The sequence below is a fragment of the uncultured Paracoccus sp. genome (assembly GCF_947496875.1).
Classification (GTDB): Bacteria; Pseudomonadota; Alphaproteobacteria; order Rhodobacterales; family Rhodobacteraceae; genus Paracoccus.
The window spans coordinates 129,560-150,452 of sequence record NZ_CANMEH010000010.1 but is presented as its reverse complement, the minus strand read 5'-3'; the positions used below and the strand labels follow the sequence as shown (position 1 = coordinate 150,452).

22 protein-coding genes and 2 pseudogenes are annotated in these 20,893 nt (G+C 65.5%); 8 read left to right on the top strand and 16 right to left on the bottom strand.

The annotated features are described in order from the left end of the window. Positions 1-51: 51 nt before the first annotated feature. The 7 genes from Q0938_RS13275 to Q0938_RS13245 form a co-directional block, all read right to left on the bottom strand. Positions 52-180 (bottom strand): FAD-dependent monooxygenase, encoded by a 129-nt coding sequence (locus Q0938_RS13275; protein ID WP_299363115.1) that lies wholly within the window; start codon positions 178-180, stop codon positions 52-54. 395 nt (positions 181-575) lie between these two features. Continuing rightward, positions 576-1,016, bottom strand: a complete 441-nt coding sequence (locus tag Q0938_RS13270) for a hypothetical protein (protein ID WP_299363113.1) — start codon at positions 1,014-1,016, stop codon at positions 576-578. Then, positions 1,006-1,383, bottom strand: a complete 378-nt coding sequence (locus Q0938_RS13265) for a hypothetical protein (RefSeq protein WP_299363111.1) — start codon at positions 1,381-1,383, stop codon at positions 1,006-1,008. Before Q0938_RS13265 ends, Q0938_RS13270 begins: the two co-directional genes overlap by 11 nt. A 54-nt stretch (positions 1,384-1,437) precedes the next feature. Next, positions 1,438-2,892 carry a helicase RepA family protein gene (locus Q0938_RS13260; RefSeq protein ID WP_299363109.1) on the bottom strand — a complete coding sequence of 485 codons (1,455 nt, stop codon included), beginning with the start codon at positions 2,890-2,892 and terminating at the stop codon, positions 1,438-1,440. Next, positions 2,879-3,400: a hypothetical protein gene (locus tag Q0938_RS13255; protein WP_299363107.1), complete on the bottom strand. Its 522-nt coding sequence runs from the start codon at positions 3,398-3,400 to the stop codon at positions 2,879-2,881. Before Q0938_RS13255 ends, Q0938_RS13260 begins: the two co-directional genes overlap by 14 nt. 1 nt (position 3,401) lies before the next feature. Further along, positions 3,402-3,731: a hypothetical protein gene (locus tag Q0938_RS13250; RefSeq protein ID WP_299363105.1), complete on the bottom strand. Its 330-nt coding sequence runs from the start codon at positions 3,729-3,731 to the stop codon at positions 3,402-3,404. A gap of 435 nt (positions 3,732-4,166) precedes the next feature. Continuing rightward, positions 4,167-4,328 carry a hypothetical protein gene (locus Q0938_RS13245; protein ID WP_299363133.1) on the bottom strand — a complete coding sequence of 54 codons (162 nt, stop codon included), beginning with the start codon at positions 4,326-4,328 and terminating at the stop codon, positions 4,167-4,169. Here Q0938_RS13245 and Q0938_RS13240 point away from each other — a divergent pair. From Q0938_RS13240 to Q0938_RS13225, 4 genes and pseudogenes are all read left to right on the top strand, one after another. Next, a pseudogene (locus Q0938_RS13240) lies at positions 4,258-5,445 on the top strand (L-lactate permease); the annotation flags it as partial. The gene Q0938_RS13245 and the pseudogene Q0938_RS13240 overlap by 71 nt on opposite strands. Positions 5,446-5,651: 206 nt before the next feature. Continuing rightward, positions 5,652-5,858: pseudogene (locus Q0938_RS13235) on the top strand ((Fe-S)-binding protein); the annotation flags it as partial. 165 nt (positions 5,859-6,023) lie between these two features. Next, the gene (locus Q0938_RS19430; RefSeq protein WP_366942759.1) at positions 6,024-6,578 is read left to right on the top strand and encodes a hypothetical protein; all 555 of its coding nucleotides are present in this window, start codon (positions 6,024-6,026) and stop codon (positions 6,576-6,578) included. A gap of 37 nt (positions 6,579-6,615) precedes the next feature. Beyond that, on the top strand, positions 6,616-7,479 hold the full coding sequence (locus Q0938_RS13225) for a DMT family transporter (protein WP_299363103.1): 864 nt from the start codon (positions 6,616-6,618) through the stop codon (positions 7,477-7,479). A gap of 199 nt (positions 7,480-7,678) precedes the next feature. On the opposite strand, the gene Q0938_RS13220 is transcribed toward Q0938_RS13225, so the two are convergent. Together Q0938_RS13220 and Q0938_RS13215 are read right to left on the bottom strand one after the other, a co-directional pair. Beyond that, on the bottom strand, positions 7,679-8,041 hold the full coding sequence (locus Q0938_RS13220) for a hypothetical protein (RefSeq protein ID WP_299363102.1): 363 nt from the start codon (positions 8,039-8,041) through the stop codon (positions 7,679-7,681). 116 nt (positions 8,042-8,157) lie between these two features. Beyond that, positions 8,158-8,706, bottom strand: coding sequence for an OsmC family protein (locus tag Q0938_RS13215; protein WP_299363100.1), 549 nt, complete (start codon positions 8,704-8,706; stop codon positions 8,158-8,160). 631 nt (positions 8,707-9,337) lie between these two features. Between Q0938_RS13215 and Q0938_RS19425 the strand changes: the two genes are divergently transcribed. Beyond that, positions 9,338-9,643 (top strand): DCC1-like thiol-disulfide oxidoreductase family protein, encoded by a 306-nt coding sequence (locus Q0938_RS19425; RefSeq protein WP_366942758.1) that lies wholly within the window; start codon positions 9,338-9,340, stop codon positions 9,641-9,643. Positions 9,644-10,170: 527 nt separating this feature from the next. Here the strand turns inward: Q0938_RS19425 and Q0938_RS13205 are convergent. The 5 genes from Q0938_RS13205 to Q0938_RS13185 form a co-directional block, all read right to left on the bottom strand. Continuing rightward, positions 10,171-11,007 (bottom strand): metal ABC transporter permease, encoded by an 837-nt coding sequence (locus tag Q0938_RS13205; RefSeq protein ID WP_299363098.1) that lies wholly within the window; start codon positions 11,005-11,007, stop codon positions 10,171-10,173. Continuing rightward, the gene (locus Q0938_RS13200) at positions 11,004-11,876 is read right to left on the bottom strand and encodes a metal ABC transporter permease (RefSeq protein WP_299363096.1); all 873 of its coding nucleotides are present in this window, start codon (positions 11,874-11,876) and stop codon (positions 11,004-11,006) included. Before Q0938_RS13200 ends, Q0938_RS13205 begins: the two co-directional genes overlap by 4 nt. After that, positions 11,873-12,787, bottom strand: coding sequence for a manganese/iron ABC transporter ATP-binding protein (locus tag Q0938_RS13195; RefSeq protein WP_299363094.1), 915 nt, complete (start codon positions 12,785-12,787; stop codon positions 11,873-11,875). The genes Q0938_RS13200 and Q0938_RS13195 overlap by 4 nt, the downstream gene beginning before the upstream one ends. A gap of 14 nt (positions 12,788-12,801) precedes the next feature. Then, positions 12,802-13,737, bottom strand: a complete 936-nt coding sequence (locus tag Q0938_RS13190; RefSeq protein WP_299363092.1) for a metal ABC transporter substrate-binding protein — start codon at positions 13,735-13,737, stop codon at positions 12,802-12,804. Between the two features lie 239 nt (positions 13,738-13,976). Continuing rightward, a complete protein-coding gene (locus tag Q0938_RS13185; protein WP_299363090.1) occupies positions 13,977-14,948 on the bottom strand; it encodes a DUF6635 family protein in 972 nt (323 codons plus the stop codon). A 141-nt stretch (positions 14,949-15,089) separates the two neighbouring features. Between Q0938_RS13185 and Q0938_RS13180 the strand changes: the two genes are divergently transcribed. Beyond that, positions 15,090-15,752 (top strand): AAA family ATPase, encoded by a 663-nt coding sequence (locus tag Q0938_RS13180; protein WP_299363087.1) that lies wholly within the window; start codon positions 15,090-15,092, stop codon positions 15,750-15,752. Positions 15,753-15,889: 137 nt separating this feature from the next. Here Q0938_RS13180 and Q0938_RS13175 read toward each other — a convergent pair whose 3' ends face one another. After that, positions 15,890-18,418 carry an FtsX-like permease family protein gene (locus Q0938_RS13175; RefSeq protein ID WP_299363086.1) on the bottom strand — a complete coding sequence of 843 codons (2,529 nt, stop codon included), beginning with the start codon at positions 18,416-18,418 and terminating at the stop codon, positions 15,890-15,892. Further along, complete coding sequence (locus Q0938_RS13170; RefSeq protein WP_299363085.1) at positions 18,415-19,110, bottom strand: ATP-binding cassette domain-containing protein; 696 nt, start codon at positions 19,108-19,110, stop codon at positions 18,415-18,417. The genes Q0938_RS13175 and Q0938_RS13170 overlap by 4 nt, the downstream gene beginning before the upstream one ends. Before the next feature lie 82 nt (positions 19,111-19,192). On the opposite strand from Q0938_RS13170, the gene Q0938_RS13165 reads away from it, so the two are divergent. Together Q0938_RS13165 and Q0938_RS13160 are read left to right on the top strand one after the other, a co-directional pair. Then, on the top strand, positions 19,193-19,855 hold the full coding sequence (locus tag Q0938_RS13165; RefSeq protein ID WP_366942757.1) for an arylesterase: 663 nt from the start codon (positions 19,193-19,195) through the stop codon (positions 19,853-19,855). Between the two features lie 280 nt (positions 19,856-20,135). Then, a complete protein-coding gene (locus Q0938_RS13160; protein ID WP_299363083.1) occupies positions 20,136-20,744 on the top strand; it encodes a dihydrofolate reductase family protein in 609 nt (202 codons plus the stop codon). The last annotated feature ends 149 nt before the right edge of the window (positions 20,745-20,893 follow it).

Sequence of the window (20,893 nt, the reverse complement as noted above, 5' to 3'; positions counted from 1 at the left end):
TCAGCATCACAACGAAAGCCGCCTGATCATGCCCTCAGGCCATCCGGGAAATTACACCAGCTTGACGGACGTGACCCTCTCCAGCACGATCACCTCGATCCCTGATCGCGCGAGCAGGTAGCCGAGCATGAGGCCGGCGGGACCGCCACCGGCAATGCAGCATTGGGTCGTAATCACCATCGCCATCGCCTTGGCCGTCATGCATACGCTATGACAGAGCCGCATTTGTTTCGGCCCGGGGCGCACGCAGCAGACATAGCTGCCTTGTAGCACACCGGAGCTTCGGAACGTCAGCTGCGCGTGGGTTGTGTTGCTGCGGAACCGGCACGCCTCTGTTGTGCACCTGCTGCCGTGAAGTCGTCACCTGCGACCACCGCATGGTGGCAGGCTTGGCAGCTGCTGCACCACCTATTCCCAGTCGTTGCGGCTTCGCGGCGAAACGCGCGGCACGTGGCATGATGGGCGGGATAACCGGAGACGTGGGTGTCTGGCGCCGGAGAAGGAATCTTGGAACATCTGCCCGGTCCTCTTTTCCGACAAGGGGCTGTGCCAATGCACCGGCCGACAATCACCTTTCATGGATTCCGGCTTTTCTTCAGCTTAGCGAGCTCATCCTGGAGGAACCCCAGTTCGTGCTGCTCGGCCGCCGCGCGGATCTTCAGGTACGTGCTCCAGTGCATGTGCTTGGGCTTTCCGGGAAAGGGTGCGAGAAGACCCTCCCATCCGGTCTGCCCCAGGCGGTCGCGGGTCTTGAAAGACTTGAGCAGCTGACGCTTACGCGGCGAAGCCAGTTCCGAGCGATAGCGCCCGTTGACGCAGATCCGGCAAAGGTAGCCGTCCTCATAAAGCAGAACGCAGCGGCGCTCACACTGGCGGCAGAGAAACCAGTGGCGGGTACCGCCGAAGTGACACGGGGTCCGGACGACGGGCAGCGTGATGCCACATACGGTGATTGCATCGGTGTCCCCGCACCGGAGGCGGCGGATGTCGATGCGCGCTTTTCCGTCACAAATCATCTGGCAAAATCTCCGCTGCTGCACCTACTTGCGACGGGCTGGCTCCGCGACCCGCCTCCATGTCGCTTGGTTTCGTTCTTGCCTCCGCTTCGAGCTCGGCAATGCGCGCGGCGATCGGCGGCCACCACCTCAGGTCCTCGCAGGCCCGGTCGACGTCGTATTGGCCCGTCCGGAGCCGGTAGAGGCCGAGGAAAGCCGGGATGATGTCCTCAGCCGATCGCAGGGCTAAGATGGGGAGCCCGCAATGGCGCAGATAAGCGAAAAGAACCTCCACGTCCGGATCGGTGGCGAAGTCCGTGAGGATTCCGCAGATCAGGTTCTTCTGATCCTCGGGAGACATTTGTTTGGGAGGGGAAGTGTTGGTCATGAGTGACTCCATAAGTCAGGTCCACATGAAGGGATCAGCAGTGTGTATGGGCGGTTATGGCCGTCGCAACTTGCGAGGTACGTTCGCCGTGACGCTAGGCTTCTCCACAACATTGCGGACATCATCATTGCCCGGCGGGGTCAGCGTTCCCTTGTTCCCGCTCTTACAGAGCGCGGGAACGGTGGGAACGGCAGCATGACCAGCGTTCCCCTCGTTCTCGGGAACGGTCTGGGAACGGTGGGAACGGTCGCCTGCCTCGCCAGCACCTGCCGGCCGGACAGGCGTTCCCTGGCCTTGCGCGGCTGCGTCTTGGGTGACGTTCCCACACTCGAGGAAGGCGTTCCCTCGTGTCAGGGAACGGTCCTCAGGCTGAACCCGCCAGACAAAGCCATCCACGATGCGGATCAGGTTCTTGTCCTGCAGCCGCTTCTTCAGCTTGTGGAAAGCCGTTCTCTTGCTGGAATCGCCTTCACCATTGGAAAGGCTGTGCCGGTCGCAGAACTCATGCCACCGTTCAATGGGAACGCATTGGCGGTAACGCGGGAACATGTCGCCGGTCCTGACCTCGCCATGCTGCGCCAGTGCGTCGGAAAGCGCATGCATGCCGATCTTGTCGGTTCCCGTAAGTTTGGCTTTTGCCTTGCGGCTGACCGGATCGGCAGGCTCCACAACCGCAGATGACACAGGATCACCGTCGTCATCGATCCCGAGAAACACGCTCTTGAGCCGGTAGGCGAACACGCCGTCGCAGGACATGTCCCGCTGCTTCTTGGCCTCTGCCACGATGACGACATCACTGCGCTTCAGTTCGATCTCGGTATCCGCCGCCGCGCGCAGGCTGCCTGATCCGCGCGCGCCTCGGCTGGCATCCTTGCCGCTGTGATGGATGACCATGACATGTGCGCCGGTTTCCTCGCGCAGCAGATCGATACTGCGGACGAACTGACCCATGTCCTTGGCGGTGTTCTCGTCACCGTTGCCCATCGTCCGCGCCAAAGTGTCGACCACCACCAACGACGAGCGTTGTGGCAGCTTGGTCAGGATCATCTCGACAACCCACTGGCTGTCCTCGGACGTGCAGAGGTCCAGCGCGGCGGGCAGCAGGATCAGGTTGTCGCCGCCCAGCTCGGGGTTATCGCGCCTCATTGCGTCGAGGCGGTTGCGGATGCCCGTGCCGCCCTCGGTGGCGATGTAGAGAACTGGACCCGCCCATTTCTCGCCCGAAGGGACGCGGTGGTCGTGCCAGTCCAACCCGGCCGCCACATGGGCAGCCAGGTCGAGCGCGAAGAAGGTCTTGCCCACGTTGGATTCGCCATAAACGACCGACATGGCCCCGCGATCTAGCCATCCCTTGACCAGATAGCGGGACCGCAGCACCGCCTTAACCCGGCTCATAGGGATTAGCGCGTTCGCGAGCTCCGCGGCGCGGCCGGTCAGATGGCGCGCGGGGTCGTAGCCGTGTTCCGCGCGGTGGCGGGCGTCCAGCGCGCCCATTTCATGAAAGCCCATCACGCCGCCTCCCCTGATGAACGTAGGCGAGGAAGGCGGCCTGATCGTCAGGGCGCATCCGCTGATAGCAGGAGAGGCAGTAGGCTTTCAGTTCCGCCCGGCTCGCCCGATCAGCCCAGAACCCAGCTTCCTCCACCAGTTCGCAGAGAAACGGCACCTGCGGCCAGCCAGGGCGCAGTTCTTGCAGCAGCAGTTCCAAGAAGGGAATGCGGTCTTCCGAATCACAGGCCGCGATTGCGCCGGCCAACGCACTTGCCGCCTGCAGGCGAGTTAGGGTAACATAATCAAAGAGAGTGACGCTTTGAACATCGACCCCGGTTGCGCCCGCCAGCGCACTGGGGTTTTTGTTTTCTGAGCCCGTTTCGGTTTGCACCGATTTTGTAACCGATTGATTGGAAACAACGCAGTTGACCGCCGGTTGCAGGATTTTTCCTTTCGATTCAACGGCAGCTGTCAGGCTACGAATCTGGGGGTCGGGCGTTCGAATCGCTCCGGGTCCGCCATCCATCCTAATAGTCTCCTTTAACTTTACTCTTGGGGTGGACGGCCCCTTGGGGGCCGGTTTGCAGTTGGTTTGCAAAAGCGGTTGCTGGACTGTTCTCCAAGACGAGGATCGCGACCTGGGACAAGGCGGGCGTCATCGCCAGATATTCTTCGAGGAGGGGATACGCTGATTGCAGGGTGTGCCCTGTAATCGAAGCGATCTGCGGAACCTTAGAGCCCGCCACGGACAGCATCGTGACCGCCATTCCGCGCATGTCGCTGAAGCGCAGATGCTCGGCCTTCTTAGCCTTGGGCAGCGTCGAATACCCGGCCGGGCGCAGACCGCAGGCGATCATATGCGCGGACCACTGCTTGCCCAGCTCTTTGTTATCACCCTCGGTAAACTAGGGCCGCCCATCGCTGCGTGTCAGGATATAAGGACCGCGCCGGTCCATACCGTCCAGCATCCTCGACAGCGCCTGCGATACGGGATCGTGACCCGCGCCTTGGTCTTGTTCTGCTTGAGACTGATCGCTTCTCCGGCATAATCCGACCAGCGCAGGCGGATCAGGTCGCCGTAACGCTGCCGGTATGCAGGGCCAGGATCATCACCTGTTGCAGTTCCAGAGGCGCGGCCGCCATAAACGCAGCAATGTCGCAGGCCGTCCAGATCATCTCAGATCGGTCGCCGGAATTGATGCGCTCGAACCGGGCCAGCGGGTTGTCCCATGCGCCCCCTGCGCGCGGCGTAGCTGAACACGGCAGACAGTACTGACAGACGGTTGCGGGCTTTACGGGAGGGTCCTGGCCGATTTCTTCCGGATCGGCAGCTTCCCAAACTTAACCTCCAGTTCGGTCAGCATCCGCTTGTATTCCGGCTGCGTGCTGGCGGCCTTCTTCTCGAAGGTCGAGTTCAGCAGGTATTCGCGGGTCAGTGCGTTGACGTTGACCACGTCCTTCGGAGGTATCTTCTCGGCCTCGACTACCGCCGCTAGGAGCGCCGGATCGCCGGGCTGCCCCGGCAGCGCACTGGCCGAAGCGACGATCGCCCCAATGGATTTCGTGACCTATCTGATGACCATCGCCGTCAAGGTCGCCACCTTCCACGGGCTGATCGGCTTCCTGATCCCGCTGTTGCTGGTGGGCATGCTGACGCGCTTCTTCGGCGCCAACCGGTCGTTCGTCGAGGGCTTCCGCATCTGGAAGTTCGCGCTCTTCGCCGGGCTCGCCTTCACCATCCCCTACTACATCATTGCCAGGCTCCTCGGTCCGGAGTTCCCGTCCCTGGTCGGTGGCATCATCGGGCTGCTGATCGTCGTTCCGGCGGCGCAGCGGGGCCTGTTCATTCCCAAGGAGGTCTTCGAGTTCCCCCCGCGCAGCCAGTGGGACGGCGCCTGGGTGGGCAAGCTGGACGACCTTGAGGACCATCGCGCCGGCGACCGGCTGATGCCCCTGCTCAAGGCGTGGGCGCCGTATGTCCTCGTGGTTGTGCTGCTAGTGCTGACCCGCGCAGTTGGGCCCGTCAAGGCGTGGCTGACATCGCCCGGGGTGACGATGGCGCTGGAGGACATGTTTGCCTCCGGGATTACGGCGCGGGTTCAGGTCCTGTATCTGCCGGGAACGGTTCTGATCATCGCTTCGGTCTTCACCTACTTTCTGCACGGCATGCGGGGGAGCGACTACGTCAAGGCGCTGAATTCGTCCGGCTCGAACATGATCTCGGCCGCGCCTGCCCTGCTGCTTGCCGTGCCGATGGTGCAGGTGTTCATCAACTTGGCCTCGGACACACTGGCCAGCATGCCGATCGTCCTGGCCGAAGGCGTCTCGGCCGCGGTAGGAAGCGCCTGGCCGATGTTCGCACCTCTGATCGGGTCGATGGGCGCGTTCGTCGCGGGATCGAACACCATCAGCAACATGATGTTCTCGCTGTTTCAGTTCTCGACCGCCGAACAGATCGGGCTGGGCGCGACGGGCGCGAGCACCGTGGTGGCGCTGCAGGCCATTGGCGGCGCGGCGGGCAACATGATCTGCGTGCACAACGTGGTGGCTGCGTCCGCAACCGTCGGACTGGTGAACCGCGAGGGCGAGATCATTCGCATGACTCTGATCCCGATGACCTACTACATCGTTCAGGGGGGGGCTGCTCGGGTTTGCATTCCTGGCTGGAGGCTTCAACATGTGGTGGATCGCGGCCGTCCTGTGGCCGCTCGGGGTGCTGTTCCTCATGGCGCAGAACCGCGGTCGCGCGCCTGTCGTTGTAATGGGCTGAGACCGATATGTCCGCAAAACCGAATCCGCGGGTGGGTCTGTTCGTCACCTGCCTCGTCGACGCCATCCGCCCCGGAATCGGGTTCGCCGCGATCCAGTTGCTGGAAGAGGCCGGGTGCATCGTCGAGGTGCCGCGTCAGCAGACTTGCTGCGGTCAGCCCGCCTTCAACAGTGGCGACGACGCCGACACCGCCCGCCTGGCCCGGCAGACGGTCGCGGCGTTCGAGGACTGCGACTATGTCGTGCTGCCCTCGGGCTCCTGCGCGGGCACCATGGTGCACGGCTACCCGGACCTGCTGGCGGGCGACCCGAAATGGGCCGCCCGCGCAGTCGCGCATGCCGCGAAGACGCACGAGATCACCAGCTTCCTGGTCGATGTCATGGACTACCGGCCGCAGGGCAGACAACTGAACGCGACGGCGATCTACCACGATAGTTGCGCGGGGCTGCGCGAACTCGGCATCTCCGCGCAGCCGGGCGGCGCGCTGGTGCAGCGGGGCCCAGCATACACCGAACTCGCGCTGTTCGCGCGGCTGGCGGCGGACGGCACACTCCGGCTCGTCAACAATCTCGGGTTGCGGCTCGGCAACGATCCGGAAACTATCCTGCGCCGCCTCGACGAGGGTGAGATCCGGCCCGAGGACGTGGATCCTGAGGCGGGCGCGGCCTCGGATCACGACTATGTGGAGCGGGTGCGCGATGTGGATGCTGCGACGCCGGGCCGCTTCAATGCGGATGCTGGGCGGCTGCACGACGCCTCCGGCTGCGCCGGGCGGCTCGCCGTCTTCGCTGTGCGGCTCGACACGCTCCCAAAGCCGGCCGCGACCGATGTCCTCTATGTCGGAACCAACAGCGCCGACGCTCTGGCCCTTCAGCTGGGTGGTGGCTTGCAGATGCAATGGGGCGCGGGGGCTCTGAACGGGCTCGCGCCCTGACAAGTGGGCACGCTCATCCAGCTAAAGGAAATTGCGGATGCACACCCCTGCGCCCTTGGCGGTTCTCGGCCTTGTTGCCCTCGCCACAACGGCGATCGTCTGCGGCGATACGGCCGGCAAGCTGCTGACGGAGGCAGGGGTGCGGCCGCTGTTCGTGGCATGGTCGCGTTTCGTCCTGGCCGCGCTGCTGCTCGCCTGGTCGCTGGGCTTGCGGCGCTCCAACCTGCGCGACCTGCTTGACTGGCGGCTGATCCTGCGGGCGGCACTGATCGTCGGCGGCATCGGCTCGATCATGACCGCGCTCAGGACCGAGCCCATCGCAAACGTCTTCGGCGCGTTCTTCATCGGCCCGGTCGTGGCCTATGCGCTTTCGGCCCTGCTGCTGCGCGAACGGGTCTCCTGGGCGCGCACGGCGATGCTGGCGCTGGGATTTGGCGGCGTGCTGCTGGTGGTCCGGCCGGGCGGCGAGATGGGAACCGGCATGCTCTTCGCGCTGATGGCCGGCGGGTTCTACGGCTCTTACCTTACCGCGACCCGCTGGCTGGCACCCTTTCACCCGCCGGCCTTCCTGCTGGCCTCGCAACTGGTCATCGGGGCGATACTGCTGCTGCCTGCGGGCCTTGCCGGCATTCCGGCAAGCGCCGACCTGCGGATCTGGGCCTTGCTGATCGTCAGCTCGCTCGCCTCGGCCTTCGGCAACTATCTCCTGGTGGTCGTGAACCGGACCACGCCGGCCACCGTGTCCGCGCCACTGATCTATTTCCAGCTGATCGTCGCCACCCTGATCGGCTTTCTCGTCTTCGGAGACTGGCCAGAACCGCTGGCGCTACTCGGCCTTGCGGTGATCTTCGCATCTGGTCTGGGCGGACTGGTGCTGGTGCCTAGACGAAAGATGCCATGATCCTGCGCCTTGCCGGAGCGGGTCTCCAACCAATCGAGTATGGAGGAGACGTCTCGGGGGCCCCCGCTTCACGAGAGCCACAGTTCATCGGTTTGTTTGCCGCGTGTATGCGCAACTGGACCGTTGCCGCACAGGCGAACCAAAAACCAGTTCCCTTCGCCAGACCTGGTCATCTCCTTCGCGGGTCGCGTACCCAAGGTCACGTTCCCTCCGCGTCCACCTGCCCGAGCACCGCGGCACATTCCGCCTGCCACGCCGCCCGATGGCCGCCGGGGTCGGCTGGAAAGCGGCCCAGAGCGACCGCGAGATCAAAAAAACCGCGCCGGGGCAGGCCATCCGCACGGCTGACGACCAGCGCCGCGATCATGGGGCGGCCTGCGACGACATCCTCGCGCATGGTCTGCTCCAGCGCTGCAGCGATCCGCTGGATGGTGCCGGGGGGTGTCAGGCCAAGCACCGCGGCCAGCGCCTGGTAGGTGAGGCAGGGTGCATCCGCGCCCCGGTTCGACAGCAGGGCCCGGACCTGCTCGACAAGCGCCGCGTTGTGGTCAATGCCGGTCATCGACCCAGCCCGGCCCAGGCGCGCACGTCCTCGATGTCGTGATCCCCGGCAGGGAGCCTTGGCCAGTCGAACTGGAGAATTGCATACCACAAAATGCGAGCGCAGTTCTTCACCGATTACCCGTCGCGGGCGTCGAGCGCCGGGGCGCTGAATTTCGTCGTGATGGGAATGCCCGCGCGGAGCGTCTGCAGGACGACGCAGCACCGCTCGGCATTGGCGGTGAGCGCCTCGAGTTGCGCGGGATCGGTGCCGGTCCCCGCTCCGAAGCGGACCTCGAGTTCGATGCGTTCAAAGCCTGCGGGGATGGATGGATCCACCATTAGGCAGCCACGCACATCTGCAAATGCGGTTGCCGTTACCTCCAAGGTTTCGAGATTGACCGCCATCCGGGCTGCGATCATGCGCAGCGTGGAATCGAGGCATGCGGCGAGTGCTGCGCACAGGAGATCGCCCGGATTGGGCAGGTCGTGATCGCCGCCAACCGCTCGGTGGATGCCGAAAGCGAAAGGCGCGCCCTCACCGGCGGCGACGCTGCCATGGAACGGATCAGCGCCGGGGCTGGAGGCGATGGCGTGGTCGGTAATGCGGGCCTCGTCGGGCGCGTCGCGGTATCGTTTGCGCAAGGGGTCCTGGCGCTCTCGAAGGCTTGCGGCATGTTCGTTCATGCGTTTCTCCCGTGCATCATTCGATCATAGCAGAAAGTCGGCACATTCACGACGGCGCATTAGGGGATTGTTGACCTGCGGATACGCCTTGCGCGTCAGGTCTCTTGAGCAAGCAAGAAGGAGCTGAAAACGGAACCTTCGATATCGGCTTTCGCTAGCGCAGGTTCCCGTCAGCGAGGTAATCACGATCACTCAGGCGCCGCATCGCCAACGCGTACTGCCGCCCAAGGTTCTTTCTGTTGTTGAGGAAGATCGTGGTCGTCGGTGACATCGCCAACGGCCGTAGAGCAACATCTCAACACGGACGAGCGGGACGCCTCGCGTATTATTTGCACCCAGTTTGCCAGTTCATCGATGGAGGAATACAGCCGCCGCGGTCGAGCCCTGCGAGGACGTGAGCCACAACGCCGCCTTTACATCTCAGCTGATCGGCGCGACGCTTCCCCAATGGCTGAACCTCGCCGGCGCCCGCCCCATTCGTACCGCGATGACCCAGCGGTGCCTGATTTCCCTGACACGGGGCCGATCGCCGTGATGGACGGCGAATGCGTGCTCTGCGCATCGGGCGCGCGGCTTATCTCGCGCTTCGACCGCGCGAACCCATTTAGCATCTGCCCCACCCAGTTTTAGCATCTGCCCCACCCAGTCGGCGCTTGGCACCGCCCTGTCGCGGCACTACGGGCTGGAGCCCAATGACCCCGAAACATGGCTGTACCTCGAGAACGGGCGCGCCTGGTCAGGCATGGAAGCGATCATCCGGATCGGCGCAGCGGTTGGCGGTCCGGGACGTCTGCTTGGCTTGATGCGTGTCCCCCCGACCGGGCCGGGAGTGGCTCTATCGTCGGATCGCACGCAACCGCTACCTCTTCGGCAAGACCGACATCTGCGCGACGCCCGATCCACGGCTGCGTGCGCGGCTGCTGCAATGATTTTGTGAGACCGGATCGCAAGCCAAGCCGGGAAGCGCGGGCCCTGTCGGTGACGCGGCGCACCAGCTTCATGCTGCCGGTGGTGCAACTCGCATCACCGTCACCGGTCCGCTCGTTGGCTTCGTTGGCCTCGCCTCTGGTCGGTCAGTCGCTGAGTGTCCTGCTGGGCGGGGTAGGTATCTCCACCCAAGTGAGCGTCGCCACGGGCACGATCCTGGTCCGGTTGCCGCAACCGTTATCCAGATGGTCTTTGGCGAACTTCACCCCAAAAACCTAGCCATAGCCTGTCCCGAGTCCTTGGCGCGCGTTGTTGACGCGGAGAGGCTCAAGATTCCCGTCTATGTTACGCTCGGATCCGAACGAGGCGTGGGTCAAGTGCGTAAGTTGGCGCTCAACGGGACTCGGGTGACACCGCCGCTGGCGCTGCCTGCCATTCTCGTCCGAGGTCTGCCACGGCGACGATCCCTCTTTCGCGGGAGCGTCGCCCAGTCCCTCCAGTCGTCGAAGTATCCTGTGCGCGGGCGCGCCGCAGTGCTCAGGGGTCAACCAGTCTCGCCTGCCTGATTCGAAAGCCCCGGCGTGCAAGGGCTGCCGCGAAGATTGCGGTAAGCACCAGGATCACCGTGGGTGCCGGCGCGCTGTCGAGGAAGAAGCTGGCATAGACCCCGCTCAGCATGGCGCTCACGCAGGCGGCCACAGCGATCAGCATCATGTGCGCGAAGCGGCGGGCAAGCAGGAAACCGATCGCACCAGGCGCGATCAGCAGCCCCACGGCCAGGATCAGTCCGGTGGCCACCATCGTGGCCACGATGGTGACCGACAGCGCCGTCAAGAGCCCGTAATGCAGCCAGCCCACGCGCAGTCCGGAGGCCTGTGCCTGCGCCGGATCGAAGGCGTGCAGCACAAGGTCGCGCCACTGCAGCAGCAGGGCGCCGCTGACCAGAACCGAGATCGCGGCGGCCATCCACAGATCGCCAGGCCCGATGCCCAGAAGGTTGCCATAGAGAATGTGGTCCAGGTGCATGTTGGTCGGGATCGCCACGAACAGCACGATGCCGAGGCCGAACATGCCCGAGAACACGACGCCCATCACCGTGTCCTGCTTGACCCGGCTGTTGGACGACAGGAACCCGGTCGCGAGCGCCGTGATCATGCCGGCCAGAAAGGCGCCGATCACCAGCGGCAGGCCGCTCACGTGGGCGAGCACCACGCCGGGCAGGACCGCGTGGCTGACGGCGTCCCCCATCAGCGCCCATCCCTTGAGCACGAGGAAGCAGGACAGCAGCGCCGTCGGCACCGCGATCATCGCGGCGATCAGGAAGGCGCTGCGCATGAAGTCGAACTGAAAGGGCAGCAGGAGCGTCGCGGTCACCCGGAGGCCTGCTCTGGCGGTGCGAGCAGTGCCGCGCGCGCCTTCGCGCGGGCCGCGCGATAGCCGTGCTTCGGAGCCCAGACAAAGGCCGCAAGAAAGATCAGCGTTTGCAGCACGACAATGATCCCGCCGGTCGCACCGTCGAGGAAATAGCTCAGATAGGCGCCGACAAAGCTGGTCAGCGTGCCGATCGCCACCGAGACGAGGATCAGCCGCGGGAACCGGTCGCAGAGCAGATAGGCGGTGGCGCCCGGCGTCACCACCATGGCGATGACCAGGAACGCCCCGACCGTCTGCATTGCCGCCACGACCGAGGCCGAGAGCAGCACGAAGAACACCGCCTTGAGGACTCCCGGCCGCAGCCCGATTGAACGCGCATGGCTCTCGTCGAAGAACACCGCCATCAGATCCTTCCATTTCAGCGCCAGCACGCTCAGCGAAACGACCCCGATGATGACGAGTTGCAGCGTGTCGCCCGGCGTGATCGCCAGGATGTTGCCCATGGTGATCGTGTCGACCGAGACCGCGATGGGGTTGATCGAGACCATGAACAGCCCGAGACCGAAGAAAGCGGTGAAGATGATGCCGATCACCACGTCGACCTTGAGGCCCGAGCGCTCCGACAGGAACAGCATCGACGCGGCCGCGAGACCACCGGCCAGAAAAGCGCCGAGCGCAAAAGGCAGGCCAAGCATGTAGGCGCCGGCAACGCCCGGCACGACAGAGTGGGACAGCGCATCGCCGATCAGCGACCACCCCTTGAGCATCAGATAGCAGGACAGGAAGGCGCAGACCCCGCCGACCAGCGCCGAGACCCACATTGCGTTGGTCATGTAGGCATAGGCGAATGGTTCCAGCAGCACGCTCATTCGCGGTTCCCGGCGCGCTGCATCGCACCACCGTACTGCACGAGTGGGCGCTCGTCGTCGGTCAGGATGGTGACCATGCGGCCGTCGTCGTCGTCGTGGAGCGCCTGGCCGCCCAGCGTAAAATGGCGCAGCACGCCACCGAAGGCGCGCTCCAGATTTGCGCGGGTAAATGTCGTCTGGATCGGGCCGGAGGCGAGAACCGTGCCCTTGACCAGCACCGCCCGGTCGCAGAATTCCGGCACCGAGCCGAGATTATGCGTGCTGACCAGCATCACCCGCCCCTCGTCGCGCAGATCGCCCAGGAGCCGGGTGATCTGCTCCTCGGTGTTCACGTCGATGCCGGTAAAAGGCTCGTCGAGCAGGATCACGCGGCTGTCCTGGGCCAGCGCCCGGGCCAGGAAGACGCGCTTCTTCTGCCCTCCGGAAAGCTCGCCGATCTGGCGGTGCCGGAAGTCCGACATGCCGACCCGCGACAGCGCGCTGTCCACCGCTGCGCGGTCGGGTGCGCGCGGGCGGCGCAAGAATCCCATATGTCCGTACCGGCCCATCATCACCACGTCCTCGACGAGGACCGGAAAGGACCAGTCGACCTCTTCCGCCTGCGGCACATACGCGATCAGGTTGCGGCGCAGCGCCTCGCGCACCGTCTGGCCAAGCAGGCGGATGTCGCCCCGGGCGAGCGGCACGAATCCCATGATCGCCTTGAACAGCGTCGACTTGCCGGCCCCGTTCACCCCGACCAGTGCTGTGATGGTCCCGGTCGGCAGGGCAAAGCTGGCGTTGCGCAGCGCCGTGTGGCCGTTGCGATAGGTGACAGTGACGTCGCGGACCAGAATGCCGCCCCCGGCGCTATCCTCCCCCGCCGGGCGTTCCGTGCCCCGCTCTGCCTCGATCACCGGCCGGGCTGGCATGTCTTGCGCCAACTTCACTTGGGCGGATCCGAAGCCAGCCCGTCCGCCACCGTGGTGGCAGTGACGCGCAGCAGGTCCAGGTAGGTCGGCACCGGGCCGTCCGGCTCGGAGAGGCTGTCGACATACAGCACCCCGCCGAATCGCGCCCCTGTCTCGCGGGCCACCTGCTCGGCAGGGGCACTACTGACCGTGCTTTCGCAGAAGACGGCAGGTATCGCGTGTTCGCGAACCCCGTCGATGACCTTTCGCACCTGCTGGGGCGTGCCCATCTGGTCGGCGTTCATCGCCCACAGATAGAGCTCCTTCAGGCCGAGGTCGCGCGCGAGATACGGAAAGGCTCCTTCGCAGGTGACCAGCCAGCGCCGGTCTTCGGGGATCTCGGCGATACGGGCGCGCAGCGGCTGAAGTTCGGCGATCAGTCGCTCGCTGTAGTCAGCCGCATTCGCTGCATAGAGCGCGGCATTCCCGGGATCGGCCCCCGACAGCGCCTTCTCGATATTGGCGATATACACCAGGGCGTTCTCGAGCCCCATCCAGGCATGCGGGTTGGGCTTGCCTTCGTAATCCCCTTCGGTGATCGGGATGGTCTTGATGCCGTCGGTCAGCACCGCGGCGGGCATGTCGCCGAGCCGCCGCAGAAACTGCTCGAACCACAACTCGAGATTGAGACCGTTCCAGAGCACAAGATCGGCGTCATGGGCGCGTACCAGATCCTGCGGGGTCGGCTGATAGCCATGGATCTCGGCGCCGGGCTTGGTGATCGACACGACCTCGGCCGCATCCCCGGCGACATTCCGCGCCATGTCGGCGAGCACGGTGAAGGTCGTGGCCACTTTCAGCCGGCCGTCCTCCGTTCGCGCTTCCGCTGCCTGCGCCAGTGCAGACAGCGCCACCAGCGCGACCGCGAAAACCCGGGCGGTCAGCCGTTGCCCTTCGTACGTCCACGGCATCCTGGCCTCGCTTCTACTCTGTATGCCGATGCAGCTTATCCTCAGGTTCGAGTCAATCGCGAGCGGTTCTCTCCTTCTTTACGCCAGTTCAGACTGATCAACACTGGTTTGCGCAAGCGAGGAGGAAGCATGAGGCACCCTGCGCGCGGCTATCCTCGCCAGACGGCTGATCCCGCTCCCCGATCGCGTGGCGCTGGGACTGCGGCAGTCGCGGTCCTGAATCCACCGGAACGCTTCGGTCAGTTCCGAAGGCCGCGGAAGGCGGTGGCAGCGGCGTCCCAGACATCCACAAGGCGGGCATAATAGTGCTCTCGCGCAACAAAGGGCTTGATTGTGCTGCCTGACACTTCCGCTTCGAGCGCATCGATCAACCGGAGAAGCCGACGGCGATGGATGCCAAGGCGGCGTTGCACCGGATCCGCAAGAACGCCGGCGAAAGACGTCGCGACAGACCCGATCATGATAAGGCCGACGATGGTAACCCCTACCAGAGCGGCGGAGGCGTGGGGCGGAAACACGCCATACCAAAGTCCGCCCATCGTCCTGCCGAGCGGAAAGTCCGATATGGCCGTAGCATGGGCCAATGCGTCGGCAACGCTCGGCGCCATCGAGATCATCCCAGGGGTAAGAGCCTGGAATGCAAGAACCCCGAACAGCAGCGAAAACATCGCTGTGGTCATTTCGGCCACGGCGGAGCGAGCGCCGGCATATTCGCCGATCGCTGCCTCGATTTTCTGGTCGGAGACGTTCGGCTCAGGCGCGCGCGCTCCTCGAAGGGATGTCCCGGGTCCATGTGACACAGTCGGCAGGCGGCCCGATGATCGATCACTGTCCCCAGCCACGCGCGGGAGCGCGAGAAGCTGCGAGGCAACCAGCGCCTCGATCCTCTCGGCGACGGAAGTACGCAGCAGGATCCGGCGCCTCGCCAGCCAGTCGCCAGAGTGGCGGAGGCCAAGACGGCGGAACGCAAGAGCGGCGATCCGCGTCAGCACCAGCACAGGCGCCAACGCCACATTCAGGGGCGCTCGCAGCAAGTCCCAGCCGAATGCTGCACCGTGCAGTCGCAACGTTCCCCGCCAGGTGAAGTGCAGGTCCACGAACCCATCGATCCTGGCGCGACAACCGTCGAAATACTCGCTGGCCGACGAAGTACTGGCTTCACCGGCTGCCGACGCGGATCCGTATGAGGGGACAATGGCAGTAACGTTCAAGCTCCCTTCTGTTTACCCGGGCGGTAAAGCGCATGGGCTGATTCAAGCAACGAAGCTCAGGACCGACCGGAGCCCTATATCTCGCCTCGCAGCCCCTTGCGCGCAAGGGCATCAGAGCCGGACGGCATTGGAGGTTCCTCTGTGACACATCGGCCTGCCATTCGACCCGCCCAACCTGAAGCGCTGAATAGGACGAGGCGGATGCAACTCACACTCTCCGGCCTGCAAGAGTTGGCCAATCTCATTGCCGACAGGGCAGGAGACCGCAGTCCGCCATTCGTCGTGGCACTCGACGGTCGAAGCGGCGTGGGCAAGTCCACACTCGCGCGGGCGCTGTGCGAGCACCTCGACGCGGCCTTGATCGAGGGCGATGATTTCTACGCGGGCGGGACCCAGGTGCGGCAGGATCCTGCGGCCTCACGCGCTGCTGCATGCATCGACTGGACCCGCCAGCGGATGGTGCTCGGGGCCATTCGCGCAGGCCAGGAGATTGCTTGGCGTGCCTTCGACTGGGACAGCTTCGACGGACGACTGTGCGATGTCCCGAAGGTGATCGCACCGCGGCCACTGGTGATCATCGAGGGAGTTTATGCTGCACGACCTGAATTGGCGGGTCTGGTCGATCTCCGCATCTTCGTGGTGGTCAGCGATGCCGAAAGGCAAAAGCGGCTGTGCGGCCGCGAACCGGGAATCGGCGCTTGGGAACGAAGCTGGCATGAGGCGGAAGATCACTACTTCACCAGCGTCATGCCGGTGCATCGTTTCGATGCCGTGTTCGACGCCAGTGACCCTTATCCCTTTTAAGGCACAGTTCCGGCCCGCCCCGTTCCGTGACGCATGGTTGGTTCAGGTGCAGATACCCGTGCTCGCTGGACGGAAGCCACCCTGCGACGCCATTTGTTGCTCCACCAGACCGGTTCCTCTGACAATACCTCCGCCCCTTATTCGCGCCCCCGAAGCACCGTCGCGGGCCGCGCCGCGAGCGCGCGCCAGGAGAACGCGAGCCCTGCCAGCAGGCTCGCCGTCGCACCGCCCAGAATTATGGCGAGGGCTGAGACCGGGGCAAAATGGAACTCGGTTTCCATCACGAAGCGCATGACGGCCCAGCCTGCGAGCCCTCCCGAGACCAGCGCAATCAGCCCTGCCGCCGCGCCCATCAGCGCCGACCGCAAGGCGAAGCTGGCGAGGATGCGCAGCCGGACGGCCCCCAGGGTCTTCAGCACCGCGGCCTCGAAGATCCGCCCGCGCTCGCCCGCCGCTGCCGCACCAATCAAGACGACGAAGCCCGTCACCAGAGTTGCACCCGCCGCCCACCGCGTCGCCGCGGCGATCCCAGCGAGCAGTTCGGCCGCCCGATCAATGGCCTCCCGCACCGGCACCGCGGTGATGTTGGGATAACGCTGCCCGAGATCACGCAGGATCGCGGCCTCGGCCTCAGGCGCCGCGTAGACGGTCGCAATATGCGTGTGCGGGGCGCCCGTCAGCGCGGCCGGGTTCATCACCATCACAAAGCCAATCCCGGCGTCGCTGAAATCCACCTCGCGCAAGCTTGCGATCTCGGCGGTGATGTCGCGGCCCAGAATGTTGACCGTCACGCTGTCGCCCAACGTCAGGCCGATCTCGCGCGCAATCTCGTCCGAGAAGCTGACCAGTGGCGGCCCAGCGTAGTCCTCGCTCCACCAGTCCCCTACGGTTAGTCTGGTGCCGGGAGGCGGGGTGGCAGCGTAAGTCACACCGCGGTCGCCGCGCAGCAGCCAGTGGCCGGGCGCGACCTCTCCGGCCGGCCGGCCGTTGATGGCCGTGACGATACCGCGCAGCATCGGCGCGGTCTCGACCGCGGTTACCCGCGGCTCCGCGTCAAGCCGCGCCCGGAAGCCGTCCAACTGGTCCGTCTGGATGTCGACGAAGAAATAGGTCGGGGCACGGTCTGGCAACTCGTTGCGGATGGCCGACTGCAGATTGGCGTCGATCTGCCCGACCGCGGCCAAGACCGCAAGGCCCAGCCCCAGCGGCAGGATCACCGACACCGCTTCGTTCCGCGGCCCGCCAATGACGGCCAGTGCCCACCGCAGCGCCGGGCGCCCGCGCACCCAATGTGCACGCGCCGCTGCCTTCGCCACGCGTGCCAGCAGCAGCGCTGCCAGGCTGAGCACAGCGAACGCACCAAGCGTGCCCACTGCCAGGCCGAGCGCCAGCATCGGCGCCTCCGAGAACCAGGCCGCGGCACCGACCAGCAGCCCCAGTCCCGCCAGGGTCGCGAGCAGGTAGATCCAGCGCGGCCGCCCCCGCCGGTCGCCGCCGCTATCGCGGAAGAGCGCAGCAGGCCGCACCCCCTCAGTCCGCGCCAACGGCCACAACGTGAAGACAAAGGCAGTCAGCAGGCCGTACAGCGCCGCCTCGGCCAGCGGCCCCGGATAGGGGCGGAACACGGCCGGCACTGACAGCCGCGCCTCGATCAGCGGCGCCAGCAAGACCGGCAGCCCGCCTCCAAGCCCCAGCCCCGCCAGCACGCCCAGCAGGGTGACCGCCCCGATCTGCAGCATATAGATGAGGAAGATCGTCCGGCCCGAGGCCCCCAGCGTCTTCAGCACGGCGATTACAGGCGTCTTGTGGTCCAGATAGCTGCGCACGGCCGCCGACACGCCGACCCCGCCGACCATCAGGCTGGACAACCCGACCAGCACGAGAAAGGCGCCGATCCGATCGACGAAGATTTCGATCCCGGGAGCCCCTTGGCGCCGGTCACGCCAGCTCGCACCGTTGTCGGGAAACGCCGCGCGCAGCTTTGCCCGCAAGGCGTCGAGGTCGGCTGAGGGTGGCAGGCGCATGCGGTACCGGCTGTCAAACAAAGTTCCCGCGCCGAGCAGCTCGCTCTCTGCCAGCGCGGTGCGCAGCACCAGCGTACGCGGCCCCAAGCCGAAGCCCCCGGCGCCAGCGTCAGGCTCGGACAGCAGGATCGCGGTAAGTTCGAACGTCTGCACGCCGAGCCGGAACCGGTCACCGACTTTCAAACCAAGCCGGTCGGCCAGCACCTGCTCCATCGCCGCGCCGGGCAGGCCGGACCGAGCCTGGCCTAGCGCCTGGGCCGCGGTCATCGGCGGATCGAACTGCGGCGCGCCGACCAAAGGCCAAGCCGCGTCGACGGCCTTGACACGTGTCAGGGCGCGCTCCCCGTCGCCTGCCACGGCCATCGAGCGGAAATCCACGATCTCGGACAGGGCGATGCTGTGAGTCTCGAGCCAGCGCCGTTCCGCCGGATCAGCAAATCGATAGGTGAGGCTGACCTCGGCATCCCCGCCCAGGATCGCCGAGCCCTCGCGCTGCAGTCCCGCCTCGATCGCCGCGCGAACCGATCCAACCGCCGCGATTGCCGCTACACCCAGCGCGAGGCAGATCAGCAGGATCCAGAAGGCGCGGAGGCCGCCGCGCAACTCGCGCGACGCAATGCGTGCGGCGATCCGCAGGCTCATTCTGCGGCGCTCGGCAGCACATCGGCTTCAATCCGGCCGTCGGCCATGCGCACAACGCGGTCGCAGCGCGCTGCCAGGTCAGTCTCATGGGTGACGAGGACCAGCGTTGCGCCATGCGCATCGCGGAGTTCGAACAGCAGGTCCATGATCGTGTGCCCATTGGCGACGTCGAGATTGCCGGTCGGCTCGTCCGCCAGCAGGATGGCGGGGCGGGGCGCGGCGGCACGGGCCAATGCAACCCGCTGTTGCTCGCCGCCCGACATCTGGCTGGGATAATGGTCGAGCCGCGCTGCCAGTCCGACCTGCCGCAGTGTGTCGGCCGCGCGGTCGAAAGCATCGGCCCGCCCCGCCAGTTCCAACGGAGTAGCGACGTTCTCCAGTGCGGTCATCGTGGGGATGAGGTGGAAGGACTGGAACACCACACCCATATTGCCCAGGCGAAAGCGCGCCAGAGCGTCCTCGCCCAGCGCTGTCAGGTCGTGGCCCAGCGCATCGACCTGTCCGCCACTGGCGCGTTCCAGCCCGCCCATCAACATGAGGAGCGACGATTTGCCCGACCCCGACGGCCCGACCAGCCCCACCGTCTCACCTCGCCCGATCTCGAGGCTAATGCCGCGCAGGATCTCGATCGGGCCGGCGCTGCCTTGCAGGGTCAGGCGGGCATCCCGCAGCCGGATCGCGCTATCGTCCATGGGCACGACCCTTTGTCACGCGGCTCGCGTGGCCGTTACATCACGATATGGGAGGCACGCTGGTTTCTACAACCGCCGGTCGTTGACCGCGACGCTGGCCCCGGTCTTGGCGCTGCTACTGACGGTTGCGCCGATGTGGGCCGAGCCACTCGTTCTCACTTCCATGGGCGACAGTCTGACACAGGGGTACGGTCTGCCCGCAGAGGACGGTTTCGTGCCAGTGCTTCAGAGGTGGCTGCGTGACCGTGGCCATGACGTGACGGTCATCAACGCGGGCGTCTCGGGCGATACCACGGCGGGTGGGGCGGCGCGCATTGGCTGGACGCTGTCCGAGCCCCCGGATGCAATGATCGTCGCATTGGGCGGCAACGACTTGCTGCGGGGGATCGACCCCGCCGTCAGCCGTGCCAATCTGGAGACAATCCTGGCGGCCGCCGATGCGGCCGGCGTTCCGGTGCTGCTCGCCGGGCTGCCTGCGCCGGGCAATTACGGTCCCGATTTCAAGCGGGATTTCGACGCGATGTATGGCGATGTGGCTCGACAGTGGGGTGCGCTCCACTACCCGAACTTCCTCGGCCCGATAGGCGACAAGGCCGCCCGGGGCGCTTCCGTGGCCGACCTGATGCAAGAGGACCGTATCCACCCGAATGCCACCGGCGTGAGAAAGATGGTGGAGGCGATCGGCCCCGAAGTGGAGCGCCTGTTGGAGCGCGCCCATGGCGGCAGTGCGGCCGCAGCACAGTAGCGGCCAGCAGCGGGATCTCGGGGGGAAGCTGGGCGGGGCTTCGAGCCCCGGATGTTGCACGCTACAGGAATGATGTCCGGCGAGGTCGGCCGCACACTGCCACCAACACCGCGGGACCACCGTCGCTTGGTGCAGCGACAGTCTGGCGCTACGATCTGCGGTACCCGTCGCCCGGTTGGAGAAAGGTGGAGCGCATCAGCGGGGTTTGCGTGCGCGGCACGATTCGCTCCGGAAAGTGGCTGCAGCACAGAAGCGCTGCCGAAGGTGAAGGAGGTTGGACATGCGTAAGATCAGGATCATCGAGCACATTTCGCTCGACGGCGTTATCCAGGCACCGGGCGGACCAAACGAGGACGGCGACTACCCTTACGGAGGATGGGCGGTGCCGCATGCCGATCCCGCCGTGGGCGAGGCCATCGACGCCGCGCATGGCGAGCGCTTCGACCTGCTGCTGGGCCGGCGCACCTACGACATCTTTGCCGGATACTGGCCGAATGCCGGGAAGAGCCGCATGGCGGACAGTCTGAACGCGGCCACCAAGTTCGTCGCGACCCACCGGCCGGAGAGTCTCGCATGGGGGCCGGTCGAGGACCTGGGTGCGGAGGTCGTCGCAGGCATTCGCCGCATCAAGGACCAGAGCGGGCCGGATCTGATCGTCTGGGGCAGCTCGACACTGACCCCGGTACTGCTCGGCCATGATCTGGCGGACGAGATTATGCTGCTGGTGTTTCCGGTCCTGCTCGGCACCGGCAAACGCTTCTTTTCGGATGCATCGCCGCCCCGCGAACTGGCGCTGGTCAGGTCGCAGGCCGCGTCCTCCGGGGTGGTCATCAGCACCTACAGACCGGCCGGCCCGTTGCGCACCGGATCTTTCGACAAGGACGGGTGAGAGCTCCTGCGGGCGAACACCGGCGAACCCCATACGAAGCACCGGCCCAAGTGGTCGCGAACTGCAAGGCCGCGCCACAAGTCAACTTGCTCCGATGTACTTCCGTTCCTCCCGGGGAACGGCGCGATCATCCCGTACTTGCACCTGTG